The 20,962-nt window shown below is 65.9% G+C and carries 20 protein-coding genes; 14 read left to right on the forward strand and 6 right to left on the reverse strand.

Annotated features, from left to right (window positions below; translation table 11 throughout):
* Window positions 1-112: 112 nt before the first annotated feature.
* Together AC1RWI_RS31515 and AC1RWI_RS31520 are read right to left on the reverse strand one after the other, a co-directional pair.
* A complete protein-coding gene (locus tag AC1RWI_RS31515; protein WP_492870283.1) occupies window positions 113-1,264 on the reverse strand; it encodes a 50S ribosomal protein L11 methyltransferase in 1,152 nt (383 codons plus the stop codon).
* A 193-nt stretch (window positions 1,265-1,457) separates the two neighbouring features.
* Window positions 1,458-2,399 (reverse strand): CysB family HTH-type transcriptional regulator, encoded by a 942-nt coding sequence (locus AC1RWI_RS31520; protein ID WP_492870284.1) that lies wholly within the window; start codon window positions 2,397-2,399, stop codon window positions 1,458-1,460.
* A 156-nt stretch (window positions 2,400-2,555) separates the two neighbouring features.
* Here AC1RWI_RS31520 and AC1RWI_RS31525 point away from each other — a divergent pair, with 156 nt between their 5' ends.
* From AC1RWI_RS31525 to cobA, 7 genes are all read left to right on the forward strand, one after another.
* Window positions 2,556-3,329, forward strand: coding sequence for a sulfite exporter TauE/SafE family protein (locus AC1RWI_RS31525; protein WP_492870285.1), 774 nt, complete (start codon window positions 2,556-2,558; stop codon window positions 3,327-3,329).
* 29 nt (window positions 3,330-3,358) lie between these two features.
* Entirely contained in the window at window positions 3,359-5,038 is a 1,680-nt protein-coding gene (locus AC1RWI_RS31530) for a nitrite/sulfite reductase (protein ID WP_043348929.1), read from the forward strand.
* Window positions 5,039-5,055: 17 nt separating this feature from the next.
* Window positions 5,056-5,637 (forward strand): DUF934 domain-containing protein, encoded by a 582-nt coding sequence (locus AC1RWI_RS31535; protein WP_043348925.1) that lies wholly within the window; start codon window positions 5,056-5,058, stop codon window positions 5,635-5,637.
* Window positions 5,634-6,422 carry a phosphoadenylyl-sulfate reductase gene (locus AC1RWI_RS31540; protein ID WP_043348922.1) on the forward strand — a complete coding sequence of 263 codons (789 nt, stop codon included), beginning with the start codon at window positions 5,634-5,636 and terminating at the stop codon, window positions 6,420-6,422. Before AC1RWI_RS31535 ends, AC1RWI_RS31540 begins: the two co-directional genes overlap by 4 nt.
* An 11-nt stretch (window positions 6,423-6,433) precedes the next feature.
* Window positions 6,434-7,396, forward strand: a complete 963-nt coding sequence (gene cysD / locus AC1RWI_RS31545; protein ID WP_441625388.1) for a sulfate adenylyltransferase subunit CysD — start codon at window positions 6,434-6,436, stop codon at window positions 7,394-7,396.
* Between the two features lie 142 nt (window positions 7,397-7,538).
* On the forward strand, window positions 7,539-8,843 hold the full coding sequence (locus AC1RWI_RS31550; RefSeq protein WP_043348915.1) for a sulfate adenylyltransferase subunit 1: 1,305 nt from the start codon (window positions 7,539-7,541) through the stop codon (window positions 8,841-8,843).
* Window positions 8,844-8,890: 47 nt separating this feature from the next.
* Complete coding sequence (cobA, locus tag AC1RWI_RS31555) at window positions 8,891-9,661, forward strand: uroporphyrinogen-III C-methyltransferase (RefSeq protein ID WP_043348910.1); 771 nt, start codon at window positions 8,891-8,893, stop codon at window positions 9,659-9,661.
* A gap of 182 nt (window positions 9,662-9,843) precedes the next feature.
* Here cobA and AC1RWI_RS31560 read toward each other — a convergent pair whose 3' ends face one another.
* Genes AC1RWI_RS31560 through lptF form a run of 3 tightly spaced genes read right to left on the reverse strand, consistent with a single transcriptional unit; the run spans window position 9,844 to window position 12,562 of the window.
* Window positions 9,844-10,248: a sirohydrochlorin chelatase gene (locus tag AC1RWI_RS31560; RefSeq protein WP_492870287.1), complete on the reverse strand. Its 405-nt coding sequence runs from the start codon at window positions 10,246-10,248 to the stop codon at window positions 9,844-9,846.
* Window positions 10,249-10,286: 38 nt separating this feature from the next.
* Window positions 10,287-11,441 (reverse strand): LPS export ABC transporter permease LptG, encoded by a 1,155-nt coding sequence (gene lptG / locus AC1RWI_RS31565; RefSeq protein WP_043348904.1) that lies wholly within the window; start codon window positions 11,439-11,441, stop codon window positions 10,287-10,289.
* Window positions 11,438-12,562, reverse strand: a complete 1,125-nt coding sequence (lptF, locus tag AC1RWI_RS31570; protein ID WP_492870289.1) for an LPS export ABC transporter permease LptF — start codon at window positions 12,560-12,562, stop codon at window positions 11,438-11,440. Before lptF ends, lptG begins: the two co-directional genes overlap by 4 nt.
* 138 nt (window positions 12,563-12,700) lie before the next feature.
* Here lptF and AC1RWI_RS31575 point away from each other — a divergent pair, with 138 nt between their 5' ends.
* The 3 genes from AC1RWI_RS31575 to AC1RWI_RS31585 all read left to right on the forward strand — a co-directional run bounded on the left by AC1RWI_RS31575 (window position 12,701) and on the right by AC1RWI_RS31585 (window position 15,435).
* Complete coding sequence (locus AC1RWI_RS31575; protein WP_043352232.1) at window positions 12,701-14,269, forward strand: leucyl aminopeptidase; 1,569 nt, start codon at window positions 12,701-12,703, stop codon at window positions 14,267-14,269.
* Window positions 14,270-14,374: 105 nt separating this feature from the next.
* Window positions 14,375-14,845 carry a DNA polymerase III subunit chi gene (locus AC1RWI_RS31580; protein WP_043348897.1) on the forward strand — a complete coding sequence of 157 codons (471 nt, stop codon included), beginning with the start codon at window positions 14,375-14,377 and terminating at the stop codon, window positions 14,843-14,845.
* On the forward strand, window positions 14,842-15,435 hold the full coding sequence (locus tag AC1RWI_RS31585) for a hypothetical protein (protein WP_492870290.1): 594 nt from the start codon (window positions 14,842-14,844) through the stop codon (window positions 15,433-15,435). The genes AC1RWI_RS31580 and AC1RWI_RS31585 overlap by 4 nt, the downstream gene beginning before the upstream one ends.
* A gap of 97 nt (window positions 15,436-15,532) precedes the next feature.
* On the opposite strand, the gene ilvD is transcribed toward AC1RWI_RS31585, so the two are convergent.
* Complete coding sequence (gene ilvD, locus AC1RWI_RS31590; RefSeq protein ID WP_043348892.1) at window positions 15,533-17,206, reverse strand: dihydroxy-acid dehydratase; 1,674 nt, start codon at window positions 17,204-17,206, stop codon at window positions 15,533-15,535.
* A 164-nt stretch (window positions 17,207-17,370) separates the two neighbouring features.
* Here ilvD and AC1RWI_RS31595 point away from each other — a divergent pair, with 164 nt between their 5' ends.
* The 4 genes from AC1RWI_RS31595 (at window position 17,371) to AC1RWI_RS31610 (ending at window position 20,939) form a co-directional block, all read left to right on the forward strand.
* The gene (locus tag AC1RWI_RS31595) at window positions 17,371-18,393 is read left to right on the forward strand and encodes a LysR family transcriptional regulator (protein WP_043348890.1); all 1,023 of its coding nucleotides are present in this window, start codon (window positions 17,371-17,373) and stop codon (window positions 18,391-18,393) included.
* Window positions 18,394-18,465: 72 nt separating this feature from the next.
* The gene (lgt, locus tag AC1RWI_RS31600) at window positions 18,466-19,278 is read left to right on the forward strand and encodes a prolipoprotein diacylglyceryl transferase (RefSeq protein WP_043348886.1); all 813 of its coding nucleotides are present in this window, start codon (window positions 18,466-18,468) and stop codon (window positions 19,276-19,278) included.
* A 29-nt stretch (window positions 19,279-19,307) separates the two neighbouring features.
* Entirely contained in the window at window positions 19,308-19,991 is a 684-nt protein-coding gene (locus AC1RWI_RS31605) for an HAD family hydrolase (protein WP_492870291.1), read from the forward strand.
* Window positions 19,992-20,189: 198 nt separating this feature from the next.
* Window positions 20,190-20,939: a GntR family transcriptional regulator gene (locus AC1RWI_RS31610; protein WP_492870293.1), complete on the forward strand. Its 750-nt coding sequence runs from the start codon at window positions 20,190-20,192 to the stop codon at window positions 20,937-20,939.
* The last annotated feature ends 23 nt before the right edge of the window (window positions 20,940-20,962 follow it).

Consider the following 20,962-nt stretch of genomic DNA (forward strand, 5'->3'; position numbering starts at 1 on the left):
CCCCCGCCCCTCTCCCGCAGGCGGGAGAGGGGAGACAACAGAGCGCAACGTTAGAGGCTCTGGTTGTCTTCAGACCAAGGCGACGAGCGTCGCCCGGTTTATCAGTTGCAGCTTACTTGATACCCAAGCGCCACAACGAAGTCACCTCTGCGGCGCGCGCGGCGTGCAGCGGGTCGGTCATGTCCGCAGCCTTGGGGTGGTTCGGCTTGACCTCCAAGCGTCCCAGCACCTTCAGCCCGGCTGCATCGATCCAGCCCAGCAACTGGTCCCGCGTGCGCAGGCCCAGGTGTTCAGCCAGGTCCGACAGCAGCAGCCAGCCTTCGCCCTTGGGCTCCAGGTGGTCCGCCAGGCCAGCGATAAAGCCCTTCAGCATCTGGCAGTCCGGGTCATACACGGCGCGTTCGATCGGCGAGTTGGGGCGTGCCGGTACCCACGGCGGGTTGCAGACCACCAGCGGGGCGCGGCCTTCGGGGAAGAGGTCGGCTTCCACCACTTCGACCTGGGCGGAGGCCTTCAGGCGGTGGATGTTGTCGCTGGCGCAGGCGAGTGCGCGCGGGTCCGTGTCGGTGGCGATCACGCGCTTGACGCCGCGCTGGGCCAGCAGGGCGGCCAGCACGCCGGTGCCGGTGCCGATGTCGAAGGCGAGGTTGAGGGCGCCGGCGGGTAGCTGGGCCTTGGCGACCAGGTCGATGTATTCGCCGCGCACGGGGGAGAACACGCCGTAGTAGGGGTGGATGCGTTCGGCCAGGGCGGGGATTTCCACGCCTTTCTTACGCCACTCGTGGGCGCCGATCAGGCCGAGGAGTTCGCGCATGGATGCCACGTAGGGGGCGTCGACCTGGCCGTAGGCTTCGAGGCAGGCTTCGCGCACGTCGGGGGAGCGGCGCAGGGGCACGAGGTGGTCGGCGTCAAAGGGCAGCAGCAGCATGGAGAGCGTGCGGGCGCGCTGGGACTGGGCCTGGCGGTGCAGGTGGAAGGCTTCGGTGGGGGTGGGCTTGGCCTTGGGCACCTTGGATGCCTTGGCGGCTTTCTTGGGCTTGTCGGCGCGGCGTGCCAGGGCCTGGAGCAGCTGGCGGGCGTTCTGGAAGTCGCCGCGCCAGAGCATGGCGGTGCCTTCGCAGGCGAGGCGGTAGGCGGTGTCGGCGGTGGTGGTGTCGTCAGCGATGACGACGCGCTTGGGCGGGGGCGTGCCGGCTTCGGATTGCCAGTTTGCGCTGCGTTCTTCGCCGTTTTCGGTCCAGTGGATGGTGGCTTGCTCTGTCATAGGGTCTTTCTGGCTGCCTGGGGCGGCCAATGGGTTGTGCTGCGTTGTGCTGATAAGTCTGGCCAACCGGGGTTGGCCATTCAAGGTGATCCGACCCTGCCGCGCGCCGGTTGCATCCGGGGCGCCGTGGCGGGGCTGGCATGGCGCGGCTGATCGCTATCCATATTTGGTCAGCCGCGCTGGATGGGGTGCGTCAGAGTTCGTAGGCTTCGTGGTCGCCCGACATGGCTTGTTCTACCAGCTTGCGGTTGAGCGTTGGGGAGAACAACTCAATAAAGGTATACACAAAGCTGCGCAGGTAGGCGCCTTGCTTCACAGCCAGGTGCGTCACATTGGTGCCGAACAGGTGGCCGACGGGGATGCCGCGCAGGTTGCGGTCGCGCTCGGCGTCAAAGGCCACGCCGGCGACGATGCCAATGCCCAGGCCGATTTCCACATAGGTCTTGATGACGTCGGCGTCGATGGCTTCCAGGATGATGTCGGGCTTGAGGTGGCGCAGCTCGAAGGCTTTGTCGATCTTGGGGCGGCCGGCGAAGTTGGGATCATAAGTGATGAGCGGGTAACCCATCAGGTCTTCCAGCGCCAGGTGCTTCTTTTCCAGCAGGGGGTGGTCGGGGGGCATGACGACCACGTGCTGCCATTGGTAGCCGGGCAGGGAGATGAGGTTTTTGTCGGCCGAGATGCCCTCGGTGGCGATCCCGATGTCGGCGTGGTCGTGCAGCACCATGTCGGCGATCTGGGTGGGATTGCCCTGTTGTATGGAAAGGCGCACTTTAGGGTAGCGCTTGGTAAACTCCGCGATCACCCGGGGCAGGGCGTAGCGCGCCTGCGTGTGGGTGGTGGCGATGGTGAAGTTGCCCTGGTCCTGGGCGGCGTAGTCCTTGCCTACGCGTTTCAGGCTTTCCACTTCTTGCAGGATCTTCTCTACCGACTCCAGGATGCGGCGGCCGGGCTCCGTCAGGCTGCGGATGCGCTTGCCGTGGCGGGTAAAGATGTCCACGCCGAGCTCTTCTTCCAGCTCGATGATGGCTTTGGAGACACCCGGTTGTGACGTGTAGAGCGCTTTAGCGGCTTCGGTCAGGTTGTAGTTCTGACGTACGGCTTCGCGCACAAAGCGGAACTGATGCAGGTTCATATAACTGTGTTCGTATAAACAAACAACTTCTTATTAGTTTGAGATATGAGGCCAGTTTATTACGATTCTCGAACTTTGTTAATGAACGGTCGGAACCTCCGTGTGCTTGCCTCACTTTTAGGCAGCAACGGGCGCTTACCGGCCAGGTGAACCCCAATGTCTCTTGCCTATACCGTTTCTGGTCTGCTAGTAGGCGTCCTCGTCGGTCTGACCGGGGTAGGCGGGGGTTCGCTCATGACGCCGCTGCTGACCCTGATATTCGGCTTTTCGCCGGCCACAGCGGTTGGCACGGACCTGGCTTTCGCCGCCATCACCAAGGGTTTCGGCACGCTGGCGCACCGCGCCCACGGCCATGTGCAGTGGCAGGTGGTGCGCCGCCTGTGCATCGGCAGCCTGCCGGCCGCGGTGGTGGCCATCCTGGTGCTCAAGAGCGCCGGCGAGCTTAACGCGCAGTGGCTGCACGCCATCCGCCTGACCATCGGCGTGTCGGTGATCCTGACGGTATTGTCGCTGCTGTTCCGCAAGCAGATGCTGGCCTGGCTGTCGCGCAACCCCCGTTTCCAGCTCGAAGGTCGCACCCAGACCATCGCCACCATCGTGGTGGGCGCCGTGATCGGCGTGCTGGTGACGGTGTCCTCGATCGGCGCCGGTGCGGTTGGCGCCACCTTGATCCTGCTGCTCTATCCCCGCATGAAGCCTGCCGAAGTGGCGGGCACCGATATCGCCTACGCCGTCCCGTTGACGGCGCTTGCCGGCCTGGGCCATGTGTGGCTGGGCACGGTGAACTGGACCCTTTTGCTGGCCTTGCTGGTGGGCTCGATCCCCGGCATCTGGCTGGGCGCGCAACTGTCGCGGGCGTTGCCCGAGCGGCTGGTGCGCGCCGCGCTGGCTACCACGCTGACGCTGGTCGCCATCAAGCTCGTCTCCTGAATTCAACGAATACTGAACGGACCCACACCATGTATCAGTACGACCAATACGACCAGCGCATCGTCAACGAGCGCGTAGCCCAGTTCCGTGACCAGGTGCGCCGCCGCCTGTCCGACGAGCTGACCGAGGAAGAATTCCTGCCGCTGCGCTTGCAAAACGGCCTGTACATGCAGCGCCATGCCTACATGCTGCGCGTGGCGATTCCGTACGGCCTGCTGTCGAGCAAGCAGATGCGCATGCTGGGCCATATCGCGCGCGAGTATGACCGCGGCTACGGCCACTTCTCCACCCGCCAGAACATCCAGTACAACTGGATGGAGCTGGAGCGCGTGCCCGACGTGCTGGCGGAGCTGGCCAGCGTCGAGATGCACGGCATCCAGACCTCCGGCAACTGCGTGCGCAACATCACCACCGACCACTTCGCCGGCGTTGCGCCCGATGAGTCCGTGGACCCGCGCGTGCTGGCTGAGCTGCTGCGCCAGTGGAGCACGTTCCAGCCGGAATTTGCGTTCCTGCCGCGCAAGTTCAAGATCGCCATCTCCGCTTCGGCCGATGACCGCGCCGTGGTGCAGATGCACGATATCGGCATCTACGCTTACCGCAACGCCCAGGGCGAAACGCGCCTGCGCATCCTGGCCGGCGGCGGCCTGGGCCGCACGCCGATCCTGGGTTCGGTGATCAAGGAAGACCTGCCCTGGCAGCACCTGCTGTCGTACGTGGAATCGGCCATTCGCGTGTACAACCGCTATGGACGCCGCGACAACAAGTACAAGGCGCGCATCAAGATCCTGGTGAAGGCCATCGGCGCGGAGAAGTTCGCGCAGGAAGTCGAGGAAGAATGGCAGCACAGCAAGGATGGCCCCGCCACCATCACGCAGGCCGAGTTCGACCGCGTGGCGCAGTACTTCGCGCCCCCGGCCTACGACAAGCTGCCGGACACCGATGCTTCGTATGAAAAGCACCTGCTGGAAGACAAGGCTTTTGCCCGCTGGGTGAGCCGCAGCGTGCATGCGCACAAGGTGCCGGGCTACGCGGCGATCACGCTGTCGACCAAGCCCGGCCCGGCATCGCCCCCGGGAGATGCCACCGATGCGCAGATCGACCTGGTGGCGGATCTGGCCGACCGCTACGGCTACGGTGAGCTGCGCGTGGCGCACGAGCAGAACCTGGTGCTGCCGGACGTGAAGAAGCGCGACCTGTACGCGCTGTGGCAAGAGGCCAAGAAGGGCGGCCTGGCTACCGCCAATATCGGCCTGCTGACCGACATCATCGCCTGCCCGGGCGGCGATTTCTGCTCGCTGGCCAATGCCAAGTCGATCCCGATCGCGCTGGCCATCCAGGAGCGTTTCGACAACCTGGACTACGTGCACGACCTGGGCGAGATCTCGCTCAATATCTCGGGTTGCATCAACGCTTGCGGCCACCACCACGTTGGCAACATCGGCGTGCTGGGCGTGGATAAGGACGGCGAAGAGTGGTACCAGGTCACGCTGGGCGGCGCGCAAGGCAACAAGAGCGCCATCGGCAAGGTGATTGGCCCGTCGTTCAAGGCTGAGGAAATGCCGGACGTGGTGTCGCACATCATCGACACCTATGTGGCCAACCGCCATGACGACGAACGCTTCATCGACGTGCTGGGCCGTATCGGCATCGCCCCGTTCAAGGAACGCGTCTACGCCGACAAACAACGCGAACGCGCCGAAGCCTGAGCACCGGAGATAACGACATGGCAAAGATTATTCAACTGCAACGCGGCGAAGGCGCCAACCCGGTTCCGGTCATCATCGATGACGCATGGACGGTGCTGCGCGGTGCCGAGGGCGCGGCCCTGACCGACGAGCAGATCGCCGCCGCCGCGCAAGGCAAGGACGCTGTGCTGTTCCCGCTCGCCGCATGGCTGGCGCACAAGGACGGCGTGCTGGCTGGCCGCGCTGCCGACATCACCGGCATCTGGCTGGCGCCGGAAGACGAGCCGGCCGACGCGCAGGCCGCGTTTGCCAGCGTGGCCGTGGTGGCGGTGGATTTCCCCGTGTTCCGCGATGGCCGTGGTTTTTCCACCGCCTACCTGCTGCGCACCCGCTACAACTGGACCGGCCAGCTGCGCGCCATTGGCGATGTGCTGCGCGACCAGCTGAACTTCATGAAGCGCTGCGGCTTTGACGCCTTCGCGGTGCGCGCGGACAAGAACATCGATGACGCCATCAAGGGCTTCACCGAGTTCACCGTGGCTTACCAGGCATCGGTGGATGAGCCGCTGCCGCTGTTTCGCCGCAACCGCGCCGAAGCGCTGGGCAAGGAAACGGCATGAGCGAGATTGCAATCGTCGAGGCTGCCGTCTCGTCACTGCGCCCGCCGGCGCTGTGGACCGCGCCGGAGTATACCGGCAGCGTGGCGGACCTGGAGGCCAAGGAGCGTGCGCTGGGCCTGCGCCTGGCGGAGATCGCCGGCCGCTTTTTCCGCGCCCGCTTTGCGTCCAGCCTGGCGGCCGAAGACATGGTGGTGACCGATGCCATCCTGCGCGGCACCGAGGCCGTGCGCGCCGGCATCCGCGTGTTCACGCTGCAAACCGGGCGCCTGCATGCCGAGACGCTGGCGGTGCTCGATGAGGTCAAGGCGCATTACGGCTACGATATCGAGCGCTTCACGCCGGACCCCGAGGCGGTGGAGAACTACCTGAAGAACCATGGCCTGAACGCGTTTTACGACAGCGTGGACCTGCGCAAGAGCTGCTGCGGCATCCGCAAGGTGGAGCCGCTGAACCGCGCGCTGTCCCACGCGGATGCCTGGCTGACCGGCCAGCGCCGCGAGCAGGCGGTGACGCGCTCGGAGCTGCCGTTCGAGGAAATGGACGAGGCACGCGGCATTCCCAAGTTCAACCCGCTCGCCGACTGGAGCGAGGCTGAGGTGTGGGCTTACCTGAAGCGCCATCAAGTGCCGGTCAACGCGCTGCATGCCAAGGGTTACCCCAGCATCGGCTGCGAGCCTTGTACGCGTGCCGTGCGCGCTGGCGAGGATGTACGCGCCGGGCGGTGGTGGTGGGAGAGCAAGGACTCGAAAGAGTGCGGGCTTCACGAACAGAACATCAAGCATTGAGGCCAGACGAAATGGGCATCATGAACGAACTGACCGGCGCGCCGGAAGTGGCGCACCTGCTGCAAGTGCAAAACGATCACCTCGACAAGCTCGAGGCGGAATCCATCTACATCATCCGCGAGGTGGTGGCGGAGTGCCGCAACCCGGCGCTGCTGTTCTCGGGCGGCAAGGACTCGATCGTCATGCTGCACCTGGCGCTCAAGGCCTTCCGCCTGGGCGACCGCAAGACCGAGTTGCCGTTCCCGCTGGTGCATATCGACACCGGCCACAACTACCCGGAAGTGATCACGTTCCGTGACCAGCGCGTGGCCGAGCTTGGCGCGCGCCTGGTGGTGGGCCATGTGGAAGATTCCATCAAGCGCGGCACCGTGCGCCTGCGCAAGGAAACCGACTCGCGCAATGCCGCGCAAGCCGTGACCCTGCTGGAAACCATCGAAGCCAACAAGTACGATGCGCTGATGGGCGGCGCCCGCCGCGACGAAGAAAAGGCGCGTGCCAAGGAACGCATCTTCTCCTTCCGCGACGAGTTCGGCCAATGGGACCCGAAGGCCCAGCGCCCGGAACTGTGGAGCCTGTACAACGCCCGCATGGCGGCCGGCGAGCAGATGCGCGTGTTCCCGATCTCCAACTGGACCGAGCTGGACGTGTGGCAGTACATCGCCCGCGAAGAGCTTGAACTGCCCCCGATCTACTACGCGCACCAGCGCGAAGTGGTGAAGAAGAACGGCCTGCTGGTGCCGGTCACGCCGATCACGCCGAAGCAGGACGGCGACGTCAGCGAAGTGATCTCGGTGCGTTTCCGCACCGTGGGCGACATCAGCTGCACCTGCCCGGTGGCCAGCGTTGCGGCCTCGCCGATCGAGATCATCGCCGAGACGGCCGTGACGGAGATCACCGAGCGCGGCGCCACGCGGATGGACGACCAGACGAGCGAAGCGTCCATGGAACGCCGCAAGAAAGAAGGCTACTTCTAACTCCGGACGCATATGCGGGCACATCGCGTCGTTGCGCGGGTGCTCGTGTACCGATGTACACGTCGCCCCCGCGCGCCTAGCGCTGCCTCCCGCATCTGCGCCGGGGTAAGCGCCCCGGGGGAAGGCGAAGAAAGGATCTGACATGAGCACCCAAGCACTACACCAAGGCCTGCTGCGTTTTATCACCGCAGGTTCGGTCGACGATGGCAAGAGCACCCTGATTGGCCGCCTGCTGTATGACAGCAAGGCTGTGCTGTCCGATCAGCTGACCGCGCTGACCAACGCCAAGAACAAGCGTACCGCCGGCGAGCAGATCGATTTCTCGCTGCTGACCGATGGCCTGGAAGCCGAGCGCGAGCAGGGCATCACCATCGACGTGGCTTACCGCTACTTCTCCACCGCGCGCCGCAAGTTCATCATCGCGGACACGCCGGGGCATGAGCAGTACACCCGCAACATGGTGACGGGCGCCTCTACCGCGCACGCCGCCATCGTGCTGGTCGACGCCACCCGCGTGACGGTGACCGATGGCCGCGCCGAGCTGCTGGCGCAGACCAAGCGCCATTCGGCCATCCTGAAGCTGCTGGAGCTGCAACACGTGATCGTGGCCATCAACAAGATGGACCTGGTCGAATTCAGCGAAGAGCGCTTCAACCAGATCCGCGCCGCCTACACCGAGCTGGCCAGCCAGCTGGGTTTGAAGGATGTGCGCTACGTGCCGGTGTCGGCGCTGCGTGGCGACAATATCGTCAACGCCAGCCAGGCCATGCCGTGGTACCAGGGCGAGCCGCTGCTGCCGCTGCTCGAAGCCCTGCCGGTGGAAGAACCCGCACCCGAAGGCGACGCCGCGCTGCGTTTCCCCGTGCAGCTGGTGATCCGCCAGGACGGCGCCCAGGCTGACGACTTCCGCGGCTATGCCGGCCGGGTCGAGGCAGGCACCGTGCGCGTGGGCCAGAAGCTGCGCGTGCTGCCGGCCAACCGCGATGCGCTGGTGGCCGAAGTGCTGACCCCCAACGGCGTGGCCGAATCGGCCAGCGTGGGCGAGACGGTGACTGTGCGTTTGTCGGAAGACGTGGATGTGTCACGCGGTGATATGTTCGTGGCTGCCGCCGCGGACAGCGTTTCGGCCAAGAAGCTGACCGCCGACCTGTGCTGGTTCGACGACGAATCGCTCAATCCGGCCCGCAAGTATGTGCTCAAGCACACCACGGCCAGCGTGTTCGCGCGGGTGTCGTCGGTGGATCGCGTGCTGGATGTGCATACCCTGCTGCACGAGACCGACCGCCACGAAATCGGCCTGAACGATATCGGCTCGGTGCAGATCTCGCTGCAAAAGCCCATCGTCTGCGACAACTATGGCGACAACCCGGCAACCGGCGCTTTCGTGCTGATCGACGAAGCCACCAACCACACCGTGGCCGCTGGCATGATCCGTGCATTCGCTTGAGGCGAGTACATAGACAAAGCGATCAAGTGAGCGCGAAGGAGCATGGCATGGGCAAGGTCTATCTGATCGGCGCGGGTCCCGGCGCCGCGGACCTCATTACGGTGCGCGGTGCACGGCTTTTGGGCGAAGCCCAGGTGGTGCTGCACGATGCGCTGGTCTCGCCCGAGATGCTGGCATGGTGTCCGCAAGCGCAGCTGATCGAGGTGGGTAAGCGCTGCGGCCAGCGCTCCACCGCGCAGTTGTTCATCAACCGCCAGATCGTGGACCAGGCCAGCAAGTTCGAGCGCGTGGTGCGCTTGAAGGGTGGGGATCCGATGCTGTTCGGCCGCGCCGACGAGGAACTGCAGGCGCTGGAAGAAGCCGGCATAGAGTACGAGATCGTGCCGGGCATCACCGCCGCGCTGGCGGCCGCTTCTGCTATCCGCAAGCCGCTCACCAAGCGCGGCGTGTCGCGCAGCGTGGCGTTTGCGACGCAATCCAAGGCGGCTGACACGATCGACGTGGAGGCTGATGTCAAGGCCGATACGGTGGTGTATTACATGGGCCGCGACCAGGCGGCATCCATCGCCGCGCAGCTGATCGCGCACGGCAAGCCGGCTTCCACGCCCGCCTGGGTGGTCGAGGCCGCGACCTCCGCGCACCAGCGCAGCCGCCAGTTCACGCTGCGGCAGATGGCGGCGGGCGAGGCGGCGGCCTGGATCAATCCGGTGCATCCCAGCCTGCTGATGATCGGCGAAGCGCTGGCCTCGCGCTCTAGCGAGGTGGTGCCGCAGGATGCGGATGGCGACGTTGCATACGCGCAGACTCGCGCGGCCTGAAGCACTGGGTGCGATGTAAAAAAGCCGGACAACGTAGCGTTGTCCGGCTTTTTCTTTGCGCTTGTGTGCTGGTGTGCTTTCGGGCTGCGCCGGTTTGCTCCCTCTCCCGCTTGCGGGAGAGGGAGAGACAGCCGTTGTCATGGCGCGCGGCCTTGGCCCGTTCTTCGGCTTCGTTCGATGTCTCAGGTGCGCTGTTCCGCGCCGCTGAGCGTCGCCACGCAATAAGCCGCAATCGCATCCAGCACGCTGTCATCCTCGCCGACAGCCGCCGCGCAGCGGATCGTCACCCCCGCAAGCTGGCTCCGGCAATCATCCAGCAGCGCCGGCAGGTCCCGCCGCAGATGCCCGCCCTGGCCAAAGAACACCGGCACCACATTGATGTCGGTAACACCTCCGGCGGCCAGCTCCGCCAGCGTATCCGGCAGCGAAGGCGTCATCAGTTCCAGGAAGGCCAGGCGCACCGCGCAATCCGGCAGCGCGGCTGTCAGCCTGGCGTGCAGCCGGTCAAACGGCTCGCGCCAGCGCGCATCGCGCGCGCCATGGCCGAACAGCACCATGGCCTGGCGGGGAAGGGGCGTGGTATTCATCTTCGAGCCTCAATGCTTGTGCTGGCTGGCTGCTTTGCTTAATGCCGGTCCACCCAGCGCAACGCGCCAAGCGCCACCAGCAGGTACAGCGTGCCGGGGATCAGCGCCGAGACGATGGGCGGCCAGGTATGCAGCAGCCCCACGTGCGAGAACAGGGTGTTGGACAAGTGGAAGGACAACCCCAGCATGATGCCGCCGAACACCTTCACGCCCACCGCGCCGGCCCGCGCGTGCAGGTAGGCAAAGGGCAGGGCCAGCGCCACCATCACGAACAGGGTCAGCGGGTAGATCACTTTCTTCCAGAAGGCGATCTCGTAGCGCTGGGTATCCTGCTTGTTGTCGCGCAGGTGGCGGATATAGCGGAACAGGTCCACCGTGGACATCCGCTCCGGCTCCACCAGCAGCACCGACAGGATCTGCGGCGTCAGCTCGGAGCGCATGGCCATGGTGGGCACGCTTTGCTGCTCGCCGCGGAAGGCGGGTGCCAGGGCGTCCGCCTGGCCGGGCTTGCCCCTGGGCAGTTCCAGGAAGTGGGTCTCGGTCACGCCGGTGAGCTGCCAGGACTGGCCGCCCTCGTAGCGGCCTTCCTTGGCCACGCGGATCACGCTCAGCCGGTATTGGTCGTCGAACTCGTAAATGGTGACGCCGGTGATGCTTTGGTCGGGCCGCAGGCCGGCCACGTTGACGAAGCGCGTGACCTCATGGCCCATGGAGGCATCGCGGTCGCGGTCCTTGACCCACACGCCGGAGCGAAAGCCCGCCGAAACCGTGGCGCCCAGTGCTTCGAGCTTGACCTTCTGCGCGTACTGCTCGGCCTTCGGGCCGATGAACTCGCCGAAGATAAACGTGGCGATGGCCAGCGGAATCGCCAGCTTGAACAGCGAGAACAGCGCCTGGCGCGTATTCAGCCCGGCCACCCGGAAAATGGTGTACTCGGACTGGCTGGCGAGTTGCGAGAACACATAGATGGCGCTGATCAGCACGGCGATCGGCAGCACCTCATAGATGCGGGTGGGCGCCTGCAGGATGACGTGGAAGAACGCCACCAGCGAGGTGTAGCGGCCGGCCACGCTCTCGAGCTCGCTGAGCATGTCGAAGAACACAAACAGCGCCAGCACCGCAAACAGGATGAAGGCGAAGACGCCGTAGATCAGCCGCGCGAAATAGCGCTCGTAGACGCGCAATACCTTCATGCCTGGTTCTCCCGGGCGCCGCCCTTGCGGGGCAGGCCGAAGACCGCGCGCCAGCCACCCAGGCTGCGGTTCTGGCGGTAGCGGAACAGCATCACCGCGCCCAGCAGGGCGATCAGGTGGAACGGCCACCAGGCCAACGAGAACGGGATGGAGCCGGAGCGCACCCAGGCCTGCGAGAGATTGATCACGTTACTGTAGGTCAGGTAGATCAGCACCGCGAAGACCAGGGGCGTGTAGCGGCCCAGGCGCGGGTTGACGTAGGCAAGCGGGATGGCGATCAGCACGAAATTGAAGGCCAGCAGCGGCAGCGACAGGCGCCACAGCAATTCGCCCAGGTTCTCGTTGGTGCGGTTGCGCAGCAGGTCGATGGTGTCGCGGCTCTTGGTCGGCAGGTTGGCGTCCGACTCAGGTGGTTTGTTGTCCACCTTGACCGCGTACTGGTCGAACTCGACGATGCGGTAGTCGATCTTGCCGGGCGTGCCGGCATAGCGGCGGCCGTTTTCCATCACCACCATGCGGTCGCCGTTGGGCATGGTCTGGAACTGGCCCTGGTGGGCCAGCGCCACGCCGATCTTGTCGGCCTCGGCGTTGGCCACGAAGACGTTGCGCGCGTGCTTCATGTCGGCGTCGATGCCTTCGATGAACAGCACGTAATTGCCCTTGGCCGGCTCGATGAAGCGGCCGGCGGCAATCATGGACAGCACGCCGCGCTGCTCGAAGCGGTCGCGGAACAGCGCGCTTTGCTGGTTGGCCCACGGCCAGGCGAACATGCCCAGCAGCAGCGACATGATGATGAAGGGCGCGGCAAACTGCAGCACCGGCTTGACCAGGTCGCGCAGCGAGATGCCGGCCGAGAACCACACCACCATCTCCGAGTCCTTGTACCAGCGCGTGAGCACGATCAGGGTGGAGATGAACAGGGTGGCGGACAGCAGGATCGACAGGTAGCCGATGGTGGCCAGGCCGATCAGCATCAGGACGTCATTGGGGCTGGCCTGGCCGTTGGCGGCCATGCCGAGAATACGGATTACGAGCGAGGTCAGCATGAAGGTCAGCATGACCAGAAACACCGCGCCGGCGGTGTATGCGAGCTCGCGACGCAAGGCTTGTTGAAAGATCATGCGGAGTCGGTTCCGGGCTGCCGGCCGGCGCGGGCGATGTCGGTGCCGGGGGCTTGCTGGCAAGCATAGCGGACCGGCGGCGGCAAATCGCGGATAATAGGAGCTTTCGTGGTGGACAAGCCCCTGGAAGGAAGCGCGATGGAATTTAGCACAAAAGCCTTGGATTGGATCAAAGCGGGCCAAAATGGTTTCCTGGCAACCAAGACCGATTGCCTGGTGGTGGGCCTGTTTGAAGGACAGAGCCTGGCCGGCGTGGCCAAGGCGCTCGACGTGGCAACCAAGGGTTTGGTCTCCCGGCTCATCAAGCTGGGCGATTTCGAAGGCAAGCGCGGTACCCAGCTGATGCTGCACGAAGTGGCCGGCGTGGGCGCTGCCCGCATCCTGCTGGTGGGCTTTGGCAAGGAAGCCGAGTTCGGCGACAAGGCGTTCGCCGAGGCGGTGCGCACCGCGCTGCGTGCCTTGTCCGGCACGCGCGCCGCCAATGTGCTGTGGTGCCTCGCCCAGCAGCAGGCCCCGCAGCAAGCTGGCAATGCCCGCGACCTGGGCTGGCGCCTGATCACCACCGTCACCCTGATCCGCGAGGCGGGCTACCGCCTGCTGGAGCGCCATCCGGGTCTCAAGCGCGCCAACGCCAATGCCAAGGGCGACGGCAACGGCAACGGCGCCGACAAGCTCACCGGCCTGCGCAAGGTGGTGCTTACCGTGGACGCGGCTGATGCCAAGGCGGCCGCCCAGGCCGTGGTCCGCGGCGCGGCCATCGCCAACGGCATGGAGCTGACCAAGGACCTGGGCAACCTGCCGTCCAATATCTGCACGCCGACCTATCTCGCCAATACCGCGCGCGGCATCGCCAAGCGCCACAAGCTCAAGGTGGAAGTGCTGGGCCGCAAGCAGCTCGAGGCCCTCAAGATGGGCGCCTTCCTGGCGGTCACCAAGGGCGCGGTGGAGCCGCCCCAGTTCATCGTGCTGCGCTACGACGGTGCCTCGGCCAAGCAGGCGCCGGTGGTGCTGGTGGGCAAGGGCATCACCTTCGATACCGGCGGCATCTCGCTCAAGCCCGGCGAGGGCATGGACGAGATGAAGTACGACATGTGCGGCGCCGCCTCGGTGCTGGGCACGCTGCAGGCGGTGGCCGAGATGGGCCTCAAGCTGAACGTGATCGCGGTGGTCCCCACCTGCGAGAACATGCCGTCGGGCAACGCCACCAAGCCTGGCGATGTGGTCACCAGCATGTCCGGCCAGACCATCGAGATCCTCAACACCGACGCCGAAGGCCGCCTGGTCCTGTGCGACGCGCTGACCTATGTGGAGCGCTTCAAGCCGGCCGCGGTGGTGGATGTGGCAACCCTGACCGGCGCCTGCATCATCGCGCTGGGCCACGTCAACAGCGGCCTGTACGCGCGCAACGATGGCCTCGCGGACCAGTTGCTGCAAGCCGGCCGCAAGGCCATGGACACCGCCTGGCGCATGCCGCTGGACGATGACTACCAGGACCAGCTCAAGTCCAACTTCGCGGATATGGCCAATATCGGTGGTCGCCCGGCCGGCAGCGTGACCGCCGCCTGCTTCCTGGCGCGCTATACCGAGAAGTACGACTGGGCCCACCTGGACATCGCCGGCACGGCCTGGAAGAGCGGCGCAGCCAAGGGTGCCACCGGCCGCCCGGTGCCCCTGCTGGCGCAGTTCCTGATGGACCGCGCTGGCTGAAGCCGGATGGTCAGGCTTGATGCCTGACAGCAGGGACGGGCCGGCGCCGGCATCTGCGCGGGTCCGTCCCTGTTTAGCTTCATTCTCACAGGATTGCTTTCAACCATGACGCGTATCGATTTCCACAGCAACGTACCCGACAAGCTCGGCTACGCTTGCCGGCTGATCCGCAAGGCGTATGGCGCCGGCCAGAAACTGGTGGTGCATGGCGCGCCGGAGCAGCTGGCGCAGCTCGATGCGCGCTTGTGGACGTTCTCCGCGCTGGATTTCCTGCCGCATTGCGGCGTGGACAGCCCGAACGCCGCGGTGACGCCGATCGTGCTGGCGGCCGCGCTGGACCAGGCCCCGCACCATCAGTTGCTGATCAACCTTGGCGCCGAGCCGCCGGCGCAGTTCGCCAGCTTCGAGCGCATGATCGAGGTGGTCGGCAGCGACGCCGACGACCGTGCCGCCGGGCGCGAGCGCTTTCGCTTGTACCGCGAGCGCGGCTATCCGCTCGCGCACCACGATATCGCCCAGGCCGGCCAGGCTGGCCAAGGCGCACCGAGCGCGCAAGCCAAGGGGGATGCCGCATGACCGAACGCACCACCTCGCGCGTGATCCCGCGCATCGGGCCCAACGACAGCATTCCACTGCTGACGGAAGTGATCGACCTGCCCGCCGACGGCGCTAGTCAAACGGCGCCGGACGCGGCGCCCACCGCGGCCACGCAAGCCGTAGCGTGGTCGGATTCCGGCGCTGGCGGCCCAGGCCATGCCCAGCCCGTGCATGACATGACCTGGCCCGGCCCGGTCACCCACGTCGTCATGCCCCGTGAGACCGGCGACGGCATTCCCGCGCCCGAGATCCCGGCGCTGCACCAGCCAACCCCGTCGACCCAGGTTGGCGCCTACTCGGTCTCGCATGCCACGCACCACGCCAGCCCGCCGCCCAGCCCGGAGGAGCTGCGCGCCGTGCGCAGCGAGCTGCTGACCCGCGTGATGATGCGGTTTCGCACTGAATGGCCGCAGGTGGTGGAGGCCCATACCGAAGCCACGCTGCAATCGCGCCTGGCCCCGCTGACCGCGCAACTGGCGGCGGAACTGACGCAGGCGATGGAGGCCCGGCTGGTGGAGTGGCTGGACGCCACGCTGGAAGAAATCGAGCGGGATCCGGGCGGGATGTGAGGGTGCCAACCGCGCGGGTGTTTGCGTCTGCGCCGCACCATGAAAAAGCCCGCGATCGCTCGCGGGCTTTTGTCCTTCTGTCGATGAAGCCGCAGCCTCAGTCCGTCACAGCGCCCTTGCTGGCGGTCGAAGCCAGCTTGGCGAACTTGGCCAGCACGCCACGGGTGTAGCGCGGTGCCGGCTGCTTCCAGGCGGCGCGGCGCTTGGCCAGCTCTTCTTCGCTCACGTTGAGTTCCAGCAGCAGCTTGTGCGCGTCGATGGTGACCGAGTCGCCTTCCTGCACCAGCGCGATGTTGCCGCCCACGTGCGCTTCCGGCGCGACGTGGCCGACCACCATGCCCCAGGTGCCGCCCGAGAAGCGGCCGTCGGTGATGAAGCCGACCGATTCGCCCAGGCCCTTGCCGATGATGGCCGAGGTGGGGGCCAGCATTTCAGGCATGCCGGGGCCGCCCTTGGGGCCCAGGTAGCGCAGCACCAGGATGTCGCCGGCGTTGATCTTGTCGGCCAGGATGGCGTCCATGGCGCTTTGCTCGTCCTCGAACACGCGGGCCGGGCCGGTGATGACCGGGTTCTTCAGGCCGGTGATCTTGGCGACGGCGCCTTCCTGTGCCAGGTTGCCCTTCAGGATGGCCAGGTGGCCTTCCTTGTAGAGCGCCTTTTCGATCGGCATGATCACGTCCTGGTCGGCGCGCGGGGTGTCCGGCACGTTTTCCAGTTCCTCGGCCAGGGTGCGTCCGGTGATGGTCAGGCAGTCGCCGTGCATCAGGCCAGCCTTGAGCAGGATCTTCATGACCTGGGGAATGCCGCCCGCGCGGTGCAGGTCGGTCGCCACGTACTGGCCCGACGGCTTCAGGTTGCAGATCACCGGCACCTTGCGGCGGATGCGCTCGAAGTCGTCGATGCTCCATTCCACTTCTGCCGAGTGGGCGATCGCCAGGTAGTGCAGCACGGCGTTGGTGGAGCCGCCGGTGGCCATGATCAGCGCAACGGCGTTCTCGATGGACTTGCGCGTGATGATGTCGCGCGGCTTGATGTCCTTCTTGATGGCCTCGACCAGCACGCGTGCCGATTCGGCGGCGCTGTCGACCTTTTCCTGGTCCGGGTTGGCCATGGTCGACGAGTACAGCAGCGACATGCCCAGCGCCTCGAACGAGGAGCTCATGGTGTTGGCGGTGTACATGCCACCGCACGAGCCCGACGACGGGCAGGCGTTCTTCTCGACGCCCTCGAAGTCTTCCTGGCTCAGGCGGCCGGCGGTGAATTCGCCCACGGCCTCGAACGACGACACGATGGTCAGGTCCTTGCCCTTCCAGTTGCCCGGCTTGATGGTGCCGCCGTACACATAGATGCCCGGCACGTTGGTGCGCGCCAGCGCGATCATGCCGCCCGGCATGTTCTTGTCGCAGCCGCCGATCACGACCACGCCGTCCATCCACTGGCCCTGGGTCGCGGTCTCGATACAGTCGGCGATGACTTCGCGGGAGATCAGCGAGTACTTCATGCCTTCGGTGCCCATCGACATGCCGTCCGAGATGGTCGGGGTGCCGAAGATCTGCGGGTTGGCGTCGGAGGCCTTGATGGCCGCCACGGCGGCGTCGGCCAGGCGTTGCAGGCCGGAGTTGCACGGCGTGATGGTGGAGTGGCCGTTGGCGATGCCCACCATCGGCTTGTCGAAGTCTTCCTTCTTGTAGCCCAGCGCGTAGTACATCGAGCGGTTGGGGGAGCGCGCCACGCCTTGCGTGATGTGCTGCGAGCGTTTGTTGTATGCCATGGGAATCTCCGGGGGAAGTGTGCCGGCCTGCGCGGGGCGCCTCGGGGTTCCGAGGACCGGGCAGGCTCTTGCCATGTTGTGGACGAGAGCATGCCGCTTGCCTTTTATCGTGTCAAATATATTATTCAACCTTTATTGAGTCGAAAAACATATCAGGAGCTGCTTTGGACCTGCGCCAGTTGCGCTATTTCGTCACCGTGGCGGAGGAGTTACATTTCGGCCGCGCCGCGCGGCGCCTGGCCATGACGCAGCCGCCGCTGTCCCAGCAGATCCAGGCGCTGGAGGAGGAGATCGGCGTGCAGCTGTTCGCCCGCACGCGGCGCTCAGTGGCGCTCACCCCTGCCGGCCAGCAATGGCTGCCCGAGGTGCGCCGCGTGCTGGCCGATGCGGCCGCGCTGCCGGGCCTGGCCCAGCGGCTGGCGCGCGGGGAGGCCGGCACGCTGTCGCTGGCCTTTGTCAGCACGGCCGACTATGGCATCCTGCCCGACCTGCTGCGGCGCTTCCGGGCGCGGCACCCTAATGTGCAACTGCAACTGCGCGAGGCCACCAGCGATATCCAGCTGGAGGCCCTGATGGACGGTGGTATCGACGCCGGGCTGGTGATCCGCCCGCAACTGCCGGCCATGCCGCATGGCGTGGCCTACCTGCCGCTGGTGCGCGAGCCGCTGGTGCTGGCCGTGCCGCAAGGCTGGCGCCCGGATGGCTCAGCGGGGGCGGCCGACGGAACGGAGCCCGGCGTTTCCCTGAAAGAGGCGGCGCACGAACCGCTGATCATCTTTCCCCGGCGAAGCGCGCCGGCGTTTTATGACATCATTACGGGCTGTTACGCGCGCGAAGGCCTTACGCCGGTGATCGCCCAGGAGGCCATCCAGATGCAGACGATCGTCAGCCTGGTATCCGCCGGCATGGGGGTGGCGCTGGTGCCGGCCTCGCTTTGCAACCTTCGCCGTACCGGTGTGTCCTACCTGCCGTTGCGCGGTGCCGGGCCCGATATCGAGACAGGGCTGGTGTGGCGTGAGGCTGGCGCCGACAGCGTGAGCCCCGTGCTGAGATCGTTCATCGAGATCGCCGGGGCGCTGGCCGCTGCCATGACGCTGACGCAAAACGCTGGCATAACACCGGGCACGGAGCCGGGCGCGCAGCTTGGCACTGCCGCTGCGGCAACGCACCTGACGGACGCAGCCTGAACCCTGAGATCGCGCCGGAGGCCAGTTTGCCCGTGCGCGATCTCTCTACCTACAACCCTAACCACGGCACACATGCTGATTCATCCCCAATTCGACCCGGTTGCGATTCATCTCGGCCCGCTCGCCATCCGCTGGTACGGGCTGATGTACCTTGCCGGGTTCATCATGTTCCTGTGGTTCGGGCGCCTGCGCATCCGCCAGCCGCATATCGCGGCCCAGGGCTGGACGGTCAAGGACCTGGACGACATGCTGTTCTTCGGCGTGCTGGGCGTGATCCTGGGCGGGCGGCTGGGCTACGTGTTTTTCTACAAGGCCGATTACTACCTGAGCCATCCGCTTGAGATCTTCAAGGTGTGGGAGGGCGGCATGGCCTTCCACGGCGGTTTTCTGGGCGTGATCGTGGCGATGTGGCTGTTCGCCAAGCTGCGCGGGCGGCACTGGATGGAGGTTACCGACTTCATCGCGCCGATGATTCCCTGCGGGCTGGCGGCCGGGCGCATCGGCAACTTCATCAACGGCGAGCTGTGGGGCCGCCCCACCGACCTGCCGTGGGGCATGATCTTCCCGCAGGCCGGCGACAACATTCCCCGCCATCCTTCGCAGCTTTATCAATTTGCCGGCGAAGGCGTGGCGCTGTTCATCATCCTGTGGCTGTTCGCCAGGAAGCCGCGCCCCATGGGCGCGGTCTCGGGCGTGTTCCTGATCGGCTACGGCGGGTTCCGTTTCCTCGCCGAGTTCGCGCGCGAGCCGGATAACTTCCTGGGCCTGCTGGCGCTGAACTTCTCCATGGGCCAGTGGCTGAGCCTGCCGATGATCCTGGCTGGCATTGCCTTGGTGGTGTGGGCGAACCGTCACGGACAGGCGGCGCAGGCCCCGCTCCGTTGAAGCCGGCGCGGATGACCCCGCAGGTGACCATGTTCACCGCTGCCATCTTCGATATGGATGGCCTGCTGATCGACTCCGAGCGCGCCATCATGCAAGCCTGGATTGGCGCCGCGCGCGAGATCGGCATCACGCTGGCGGCCAGCGACTACGTGCAGGTGATCGGCAAGGCCAAGCCGGAGTCCGATGCCTTCCTGGTTTCCCTGCTTGGCGACGAGCATGCCTTCCGCCAGGTGCAGGCGATGGCGGGCGCGCAATTGCATGCGCCGGCCACCGGGCCCCGGTTCCCGCTGAAGCCCGGCGCCAGGGAATTGCTCTCGGCGCTGCACGGCGCGGGCATTCCCTGCGCGGTGGCGTCGTCGTCCCGTGTCGAGGAGATCAAGGACCGGCTCGGGCGCGTGGGCGTGTTGGATTTCTTTTCTTCCGTCTCGGGTGGTGACGAGGTGCGCCGCGGCAAGCCGGACCCGGCGCTGTACCAGCTCGCCGCTGAGCGCCTTGGCGTGGCGCCGCAGGCGTGCCTGGCCTTCGAGGACAGCGAGAACGGCGCAACGGCCGCGAACCGCTCGGGGGCGCGGGTGGTGGTGGTGCCCGATATCAAGCCGCCTTCGCCGGTCGTGACCGGATTCAGTTTCCGGGTGCTGGGCACGCTGCATGAGGCCATTGCGCATGTGCCGCACTGGTTTGGCGTCCACGCGGCAAGGGGTTTGGCGGACTAGTCCGCACACGGCGCCCCGTGGCGTTGCAGTCCCATTTCCCTGTCGTGGTGCATGTTGCGCATGCCGCTGCGCAACATCGAATTGTCTTGCCATCCAGTCACCGTTATTCATAATTATGAATTATTGGGCCTGGCAAGACACATTTCACCGTGCCGCAAGCCACCCCGATGCCGTTGCATTCTTCCGTCCGGAGGCACCATGCGCATCATCCAGCAAGCCCTGTACCTCGAAGTCGCGGAGCGCCTGCGTGCCATGATCGACGAGCACGCGCTGATGCCCGGCGCCTGGATCGACGAGGCCACGGTCGCCGAGTCCATGGGGATCTCGCGCACGCCGATGCGCGAGGCGCTCAAGGTGCTGGCCGCCGAAGGCTTGGTGCGGCTGGAGCCGCGCCGCGGCTGCTTCGTCAACGCCTTGTCCGAGCAGGACCTCGACGAGATCTTCCCGCTGATGGCGCTGCTGGAAGGACGCTGCGCCTATGAGGCGGCGCGCAACGCCACCGCCGAGGACCTCGACGCGCTCGAAAGCCTGCATGCCGACCTGACCCGGTATGCGCAGGCCGGCAATATCGACGCCTACTACGAAACCAACTACCAGATCCACGAAGCCATCCAGCGGCTCGCCGGCAATCGCTGGCTGTCTGGCCTGATCAGCGACCTGCGCAAGGTGCTGCGGCTGTCGCGCCACAAGAGCCTGAAGTTGCCGGGCCGCATCCGCGAATCCTGCGCCGAGCATCTGTCGGTGTTCTCCGCGCTCAAGGCGCATGACCCGGAGGGCGCCGAGACCCTGATGAAGACGCACTTGCTGCGCCAGCGCGGCGCGCTCAGGGCACTGGACGCCGCCGAGGTTGACGAGGTTGAAGTGGTTGACGATAGCGGTGGCGATCCCATCCCCGAAGCACAGCCCGGCCGCCTGCGCCTAGCCGGCAAATCATCCGTTGATCGATAGCAGCCTGGACAGCCGTTACGGAT

It is taken from the genome of Cupriavidus sp. MPR-AND1C, from assembly GCF_058809705.1.